The sequence below is a fragment of the Nostoc sp. genome, assembly GCF_035638895.1.
In the GTDB taxonomy this organism is placed as follows: Bacteria; Cyanobacteriota; Cyanobacteriia; order Cyanobacteriales; family Nostocaceae; genus Nostoc.
In genome coordinates, this window is the sequence record NZ_DASQZC010000710.1 from 1 (window position 1) to 8,822 (window position 8,822).

Below are 8,822 nucleotides of genomic sequence, written 5' to 3' on the forward strand. Positions count from 1 at the left end.
CCAATCTCCTCGTAAGCACTGGTATTCAACAACAAATGCTGTGGTGTCACTTCTGCTGTTACCCAACTAGGTTTCTCCTGACGCAGCAAATCTGCTTCTTCAGCAGTTGACATGTGCAAAATATGCAAACGACGTTGATATTTTTGAGAAAGTTTTAATGCCAGTTGGGTTGCAAGCAAAGCCGCTTGATTATCTTGAATTTGCGAGTGAACGGCTGGATCGTGGATGTTGGCAAATTCTTGGCGGCGTTGGTTAATTCTAGCTTGGTCTTCGGCATGAACAGCAATCAAGCGATCGCCTTTAGCAAATATCGCCTCCAATGCTGTTTCGCCATCAACTAACAACTGACCATGCATCGACCCCATGAAAATCTTAATTCCCGATGTTGGCTTTGCTAAGAGCAAATCTGGTAGATTCTCTGCTGTTGCCCCAATAAAAAAGCCATAATTAACCAAGGACTTTTGTGAGGCACGTTGTAGCTTATCGTCTAAAGCCTGCTGTGTCGTTGTCAGGGGGCGCGTATTGGGCATTTCTAAAAAAGAAGTGACTCCCCCTTTAGCACAGGCGCTACTGGCGGTGAATAAATCTTCCTTGTGTTCTAGTCCAGGTTCTCGGAAATGCACCTGCGGATCGATGACTCCTGGCAACAAAGTTAACCCTTCTGCGTCAATTTCAGTGGCTAGTGCCGTTTCAGGGATTTCTGGTGCAACTTCGACTATTTGGCGATCGCGGATCAATACATCCCCAATCATCAGTTCACCATTGGGTAGAATTATGCGAGCGCGGCGAATCAGTAAAATTTGTGGAGATGGCATAGGGTTAGTTTTGTTGAGATAGGGAGCTATGTATTACAGAGAATTATGCTTTCAGGTTAAACTTATTCGCGATCAGAGTAACCAATTTTTGCCGTGGGTTAAAAAAAAAGTTTATTTTTAATTTATGAAGAACCCCGTCAATCAATTTTGGATTTTAGGTTTCACCTTTGGTGCGCTTCCAGCGCAACTTGGATTTTGGATTGACCATAGCCTAGAAAGAATCCGGTTTGGGTATTTTACATTGGTTTCGGCCATCAGAGGCGAGTTATGACCCAAAACAAACGCCCTAATCCAAAATCTAAAATCCCCAATCTAAAATTGGTAGTCAAGATAGGAGCATGACTAGGAAATTAAAATTTTCCCGTTAAGATTAACAGATAAAGTCTTACTAGGCGAGTTAATTACCTACATTTTTCCTTTAGTTAAGTAATTTCATACAAAATAAAGTGTCTGATAACAACTCTAGTCAACAACCCGATAATTCTTGGATCGCAGAGCTAGGTAGAACGATTGTATTGAGTATTGTTCTAGCTCTGGGAATTCGTACCTTTGTTGCTGAAGCACGCTGGATTCCTTCTGGATCAATGGAACCGACTCTGCATGGTACGCCAAACCAGTGGGAGGCAGATAAAATCATTGTCGATAAGTTGAAGTATAAATTTGCTGACCCGCAACGGGGAGATATTGTAGTATTTTCGCCAACAAAAGAGCTACAAAAAGAACAATATCAAGATGCTTTTATTAAACGTGTAATTGGCTTACCTGGAGAAAAAGTACAACTTAAGGATGGCAAAGTCTATATCAATAACAAACCCCTCCCAGAAGCCAATTACCTCGGTTCTGCTCAGAGTACAGTCATTGATGTTTGCCAATCAGGGCCACAACCACCTTTTTTGGCCAAACCCCAGACTATACCAATCGGCTCATATTTAGTACTAGGTGATAATCGTAACAATAGTTACGATGGTCGCTGCTGGGGTGTTGTCCCCCGCGAGAATATTATTGGACGGGCTGTAGTTCGTTTCTGGCCTCTAAATCATGTTGGAGGAATAGATAAATCGCCAATATATCCGTAATTAACAATATTATTGACATTATTGAAGCTCCCCTGGTTGAACAAGTAACGCGAGTGCTTACTTTGGAAAACCAGGGGAGTCATTGGTCATTGGTCAAAAGTTAAAAATTCTTCCCCTACCCCCTGCCTCTCACTACCATGATGCCTTACCTAGCCAAGATTTTACTGTATCCAGTTAAATCACTGGATGGTGTTGAAGTTGAGAACGCTAGAGTTCTTGCCAGTGGCGCACTACAGCATGACCGCGAGTTTGCCATCTTTGACGAACAGGATAGATTTGTCAATGGCAAACGTCATGCTAAAATCAATCTAATAAGATCGCAATTTGCACTCTTAAGTAGAACTATCTCGTTGCACATCCCAGGCGGCGACTCACAACAAATTTTTCATCTTGATGAAGAACGGCCAGCATTAGAAGCAACTATGAGTAATTTTTTTGAGTTTGCTGTCACATTAAAGCAAAATTCTCTGATGGGTTTTCCTGACGATACATACTCACCTGGGCCAACGGTAATTAGTACAGCAACATTGGCAGAAGTAGCTTCTTGGTTTCCCGGTTTAAGTGTAGATGAAATACGCCGTCGGATGCGTGCCAACATCGAGATTGATGGTGTACCAGCATTTTGGGAAGATCGGCTATTTAATGAACAAGGTGATTTTGTCTCCTTTCGAGTGGGAGATGTGGATTTTTTTGGGGTTAATCCATGTCAGCGTTGTATAGTCCCAACACGCGATTCTTACTTAGGAAAAGCTTACCCAAACTTTCAAAAAATCTTTGCAACCCAGCGACAAGCAACTCTACCAAATTGGGTCGCTTCATCGCCTTTTAATCACTTTTACAGATTGAGTGTCAATACCCAATTAGCCCCATCGTCAGCCGGAAAAATTTTACAAATCGGCGATGAGGTTGACATATTTTTACAAGAAAATTAACATTTATTTAAAGTAGAAAATATTAAGTAAATTTTTTTGAGATTTTTTTATTTTTACTCTGTATTTATATGAAAATTTTAAAATTGTTGTACTTAAATTTTTATATAAGTCCAAGAGTTTTCAGACTGGAAAATCAAGACCTCAGCAATTAAAAATTAAATTTTGCATTAGGTACTAATGACGACCTGAATTTTAGAATGGCATACTGTAGCTTATCCGTTAAATTTCATTTCATCCGAGAAAATCGGATAAAACTGAGTTAATTCAGGTGCAATATCTACGACGGGTTATGATGCTCGTTCGCTCACTGTGCTGTAGGCAAGACTCGCTATCGGCATTGCTAAGTCTGAAAATTAGACCTTGGAGGAATTTAGCCAGTCAAAAAAGTAGAAGACAAAATTTCTGTGATTTTTTATACTCCACATTTAAAAAGATGTCATAGCAAATGCATAATAGGCCGTAATTATCCTGATATTAAGTGTAGCTGATATGGCAAAAATACCCCGAATATGCTGGGGAAGAATAAACAACAATGTTATCCAAACTTCAGCCCATCAAATCTATTAATCGCTTAGTTGGCAAAGTTTATGCCACTATGCCCCTGAGGTATGTTCTGATTGTGCCCTTTATATTGCAAATTTGTGGCGCGGTCGGACTTGTGGGCTATCTTTCGTATCAAAACGGTCAAAAAGCGGTAACGGAGCTTGCTACTCAATTAGAAAATGAAATCTGCGATCGCATTGAACAGCATCTTGATAGCTATTTAACAACCCCGAAGCAAATTAATCAAATCAACTTAGATGCAATTGAGCTAGGTTTGCTCAATCTTTCGGATTTTCAAACCACCGGCAATTACTTTTGGAAACAAATGCAGGTTTTCAATGTTGGCTATAACAGCTTTGCCAATTCCAAAGGTGAATTTATCGGTGTTGAACGTCTAGATAATGGCAAGCTCTTAATTAATGAAGTTAGCAAAAAGCATGGACTCGGCAAACTTTATGTTTACCCTACAGACAACCAAGGAAATCGCCGCCATTTACAGGAAGTTAAAAATTACGATCCTCACCTAGAAGCTTGGTATACAGATCCAGTCAAATCAGGTAAACGAGTTTGGAGTCAAATTTATCAATGGGAAGATAAACCAGAAATTATATCCATATCTTCTAGCTATCCTGTTTACGATAAAAATCGCAAATTTGTTGGGGTGATTAGTGTTGATTTGCTTTTATCACAAATCGGCAATTTTTTAGGCAATTTAAAGATTAATGATTCGGGTGAAACTTTTATTTTAGAGCGTTCTGGGTTAATAGTGGCTTCTTCGACTAGCGAACCACCATATACCATCATGAATGGGGAGGGAAAACGTTTATCAGGATTAGATAGTCAAAATTCTTTAATTAGACTCACAACACAGTCTTTGATCAAACACTTTGGCAGTCTTAAGTTTGTTGGAGAGAAGCAACAGCTAAGTTTTACCGCCGATGGAATGCGTTATTTTGTGCAGGTAAAAAGCTGGAGGGATGAACTGGGTTTAGATTGGCTAATTGTGGCAGTGATTCCCGAAGGCGAATTTATGGAGGAAATTAATGCCAACACCCGCATCACCATTTTGCTCTGCATAGTTGCTTTTTTAGTCGCTACAAGAATTGGGATTTTGACTAGTCGCTGGGTAATTAAGCCGATTTTAGAATTAAACACATCAGCGAAGAAAATTGCTAAAGGTGAATGGGAGCAAATACCAGAAATTCAGCGTTCCGATGAACTGGGAGAACTAGCCAAGTCATTTGAAACTATGGCAAAGCAACTCCAAGTATCGTTCAATACTTTAGAAGCAAAGAATGCTCAGATGCAAGTCTTAAATGAGGCGCTATCTCAAAGTCAGAGTCGGCTAACTCAATTTTTAGAAGCTATGCCAATAGGTGTATTTATTATAGATGCTGAAGGTGAACCTTATTATACAAATAAAATAGGGCAGCAAATTCTTGGTCAAGGAGCGATCGCAAAAGTTAGCACCGAACAATTGTCAGAGGTATATCAAGCTTACCTTGCTGGGACAAATCAACTTTACCCCAGCGATCGCCTGCCGATATTGAGAGCATTGCTTGGGGAAAGCGCCAGGATCGATGATATGGAAATTCGCCATTTTGACAAGAGTATTCCTATTGAAGTTTTGGGAAAGCCAATTTATGATGAATCAGGAAATCTTGCTTTTGCGATCGCTACATTTTTTGATATTACCCAACGCAAACAAGCAGAAAACTTATTAGCAGAATACAATCGCACCTTAGAGGCTCAAGTAAAAAAACGGACTGAAGAGTTCCAGCAAGCTATCGAGCAACTACAAACCACCCAACAAGAACTAATTCAATCGCAAAAAATTGCCGCACAAGAACAACAAGCAGCCATTCGTGAAGCAGCGCGAAGCACCGCCGCTAACCTCGCCAAAAGCGAATTCCTTGCTAATATGAGCCACGAACTGCGTACCCCACTCAATGCCATTCTCGGTTTTAGCCAAGTTATGAGCCGAGATTATTCTTTATCTAGCGAACATCAAGAAAATTTAGCAATTATTAATCGGGCTGGCGAACATTTACTCAACTTAATTAACGACATTCTAGAAATGTCCAAAATCGAAGCTGGCAGAATCACATTAAATAGCAACAGCTTTGACTTAATTCATGTATTAAAGAAGTTAGAAAAGATGCAACACGCAAGTGCTGCATCTAAAAATTTAGAACTGGTATTTGAATATGCACAAAACATTCCTAAATACATAGAAACGGACGAAAATAAACTGTGTCAAGTCTTGCTTAACCTCTTGGGAAATGCCATTAAATTTACTAATACTGGCAGGGTGACACTAAGGGTGAGACTAGGGGCTGGGGGCTGGGAAACTGAGGAGCAGGGAGAGCAAAATCTCCCTCATCCCCCTCATCTCTTCTTCGAGGTACAAGATACTGGCTGCGGTATTGCCCCACAAGAAATTGACTTGTTGTTTGAACCTTTTGAGCAAACCGAAATCGGCAGAAAATCCCAACAAGGGACGGGACTGGGTTTGGCGATTAGCCGGAAATACGTGCAACTTATGGGAGGAGATATCACTGTCAACAGTATACCGGGTGTCGGTAGTAGATTTGCCTTTGATATTAAAATTGCTCTAACTTGCCCCAGAGAAATCCCGACAAATGAAATTAGATACCAAATTTTAGCTTTAGCACCTACTGAGAAAGCATACCGCATCTTAGTCGTTGACGACTCCAAAGAAAGTCGGTTGTTGCTAGTTAAAATTCTCACATCTGTTGGCTTTGAAGTCAGGGAAGCTACAGATGGTAGTGAAGCAGTTGCTAATTGGGAATCTTGGCAACCACACTTGATTTTTATGGATATGCGAATGCCGGTCATGGACGGTTACGAAGCGACAAAAATAATTAAAGGTAAACAAAGAGGGTATGGGGTAGCCAATGGATTACGGAGGTTCCCAAACTCAAAACAGCAGGTATCGTTGGGGAGCCAGTACCTTGCAGGAGGGTTCCCCGATTCCGGCGAGTGCGAAGTTCTCAAAGTACCCCTATTCAAAAGCCAGCTAGGCGCAGCGTCTCCCACGCTAGAAGTAACTGGTGTTATGGAAAATGATGCAAATGATGCGTCCACAAAGCGATCGCCACCAGCCCTGGCTCCCCCTTCTGACTTTTCTGGGGGAGAGCAGAGTTACTCCAATACACACACGATCGTTATTGCCCTAACTGCTAGCGCCTTTGAAGAAGAACGCCAGAAAATTTTATCTATTGGCTGTGATGATTTTATTCGCAAGCCATTCAGACAAGAAGTATTATTGGAAAAACTGAGCCAACATTTGGGTGTAAAGTATACCAACCAAGTAGAAACCACAAACACAACAGTTGTCGATCAACCTACACAGATATTTATCAGTGTTACCGAACTCCTGAGCCGTTTATCACAAATGTCCCCTGAGTGGCTCCAACAGATTTACTATGCCGCAGCTAGCTGTAGCGATGAACTGATTTTAGAGTTAATCAAGCAAATTCCATCGGATAATAGTCAAGTTTTTAAAGTTCTCAGGGATTTAGCGAATAACTACCAGTTTGAGAAAATCATGGAATTGACTAAAACAAACGTAGAATGAATTACGAGCATTTAGACCCTAATAAAAAAGATATTTTGATCGTTGATGATATGGCGGATAATCTGCGGGTTTTATCCTCCATATTGACAAGGGAAGGGTATAGCGTTCGTAAAGCCTTGAATTGGCAAATGGCACTGACAGCAACTCAAACAGTATTACCGGATTTGATTCTACTTGATATTATGATGCCAGAAGTAGATGGCTATGAAATTTGTCAGACCTTAAAAGCTGGTGAGCTAACAGCCGATATTCCGGTAATTTTTATTAGCGCTTTAGATGATGTTTTTGACAAAGTGAAAGCCTTTAAGGTAGGTGGTGTAGACTACATCACCAAACCTTTTGAGTTCCAAGAAGTTTTAGTGCGCGTGCAAAATCAACTGGCATTGAGATCAGCGCGATTAGAAATATTGAAGCTAAATGTTGAATTGGAAGATCGAGTAAAACAGCGAACTGGGGAGCTAGAAAAAACTCTCCAAAACCTCCAACAAGAAATCAATTCCCGCCAGAAATTGCAAAGTCAACTGCTAGACATGGCGCTGCATGATTCCCTGACTGGATTACCAAACCGAGTTTTGTTTATTAGGCGACTAAAAAATGCTTTAAATCGAGCTAAGGAACAATCTAGTTATCAGTTTGCACTCCTTTTTTTGGACTGCGATCGCTTCAAAGTGATCAATGATTCCCTCGGACATCTGGTGGGAGATGAATTGCTGATAGCGATCGCTTACCGCCTGCAAGCATGTCTGATACCTACTCATACTCTAGCACGATTGGGCGGTGACGAATTTGGAATTCTCCTAGAAAATATCACAGATATCAATATGGCAATTCAAGTTGCCGAACAGATTCTGCAACAGCTATCACTCGCTTTTAAGCTGTCCAGATATGAAGTATTTATGAATGCCAGTATTGGGATTAGTTTGGGCAATAAAGATTACGATCGCCCAGAGTATTTGTTGCGGGATGCTGATACAGCAATGTATCGGGCCAAGGCTCAAGGAAGAGCCAAATATCACGTTTTCAATCCAGCAATGCATCAAGAAGCTATTCACCTTTTAGAGTTAGAAAATGATCTGCGAAGGGCTGTTGAAAGACAAGAATTCCTCGTTTACTATCAGCCAATTATTTCCCTGGTTACAGGCAGAATTTCTGGATTTGAAGCCTTGGTACGCTGGCAACATCCGATACGCGGTCTGATTTCTCCCATAGAATTTATTCCTGTGGCAGAAGAAACAGGTTTGATTAATGCCATCAATACTTGGGTATTACAGTCAGCTTGTCATCAACTGAGCATCTGGCAACATTATCCAGTGACACCAGAACCTCTAACTATGAGTGTCAATTTGAGCGCACGGTTATTTTTACAGCCTAATTTAATAGAACAAATTGACCGAATAATTTATGAAAATAAAATAAATCCTGCATACTTAGAATTAGAAATTACGGAAAGTGTAATTATGGAAAATACTAATGCAATCGAAATAATTCTTCAACAACTAAAACAGCGCCAAATAAAGTTGATTATGGATGATTTTGGTACAGGATATTCCTCTTTGAGTTACCTACACAGCTTTCCTTTTAATGCCCTCAAAATTGATAAATCTTTCGTTAAACGTATGCAGGAAAATAAAGAGAACATGGGATTAGTACCAGCAATGATTGGCATTGCCAACTCAATGGGAATGAGTGCGATCGCTGAAGGTGTCGAAACGCAAGAACAGCTAGCCCAATTGAGAAGTTTAAACTGTAATTTTGCTCAAGGATATCTATTTTCTAAACCCATAGAACAACAATTGGTTATTAAATTACTTGCTGTATCACCTCAATGGTAGCTATGAAATAACACCTATAAAAA

The 8,822-nt window shown here is 40.3% G+C and carries 5 protein-coding genes; 4 read left to right on the plus strand and 1 reads right to left on the minus strand.

Going from position 1 to position 8,822, the window contains the following annotated elements; genetic code table 11:
* A partial coding sequence (locus VE944_RS33610; RefSeq protein WP_324988019.1) for an amidohydrolase family protein occupies positions 1–815 on the minus strand: 815 nt, incomplete at its 3' end.
* Between the two features lie 434 nt (positions 816–1,249).
* Between VE944_RS33610 and lepB the strand changes: the two genes are divergently transcribed.
* The 4 genes from lepB (at position 1,250) to VE944_RS33630 (ending at position 8,799) form a co-directional block, all read left to right on the plus strand.
* On the plus strand, positions 1,250–1,891 hold the full coding sequence (gene lepB, locus VE944_RS33615; protein ID WP_324988028.1) for a signal peptidase I: 642 nt from the start codon (positions 1,250–1,252) through the stop codon (positions 1,889–1,891).
* Positions 1,892–2,031: 140 nt separating this feature from the next.
* Complete coding sequence (locus VE944_RS33620; protein WP_324988031.1) at positions 2,032–2,823, plus strand: MOSC domain-containing protein; 792 nt, start codon at positions 2,032–2,034, stop codon at positions 2,821–2,823.
* A 532-nt stretch (positions 2,824–3,355) separates the two neighbouring features.
* On the plus strand, positions 3,356–6,967 hold the full coding sequence (locus VE944_RS33625; RefSeq protein ID WP_324988022.1) for an ATP-binding protein: 3,612 nt from the start codon (positions 3,356–3,358) through the stop codon (positions 6,965–6,967).
* The gene (locus VE944_RS33630; protein WP_324988025.1) at positions 6,964–8,799 is read left to right on the plus strand and encodes a two-component system response regulator; all 1,836 of its coding nucleotides are present in this window, start codon (positions 6,964–6,966) and stop codon (positions 8,797–8,799) included. The genes VE944_RS33625 and VE944_RS33630 overlap by 4 nt, the downstream gene beginning before the upstream one ends.
* The last annotated feature ends 23 nt before the right edge of the window (positions 8,800–8,822 follow it).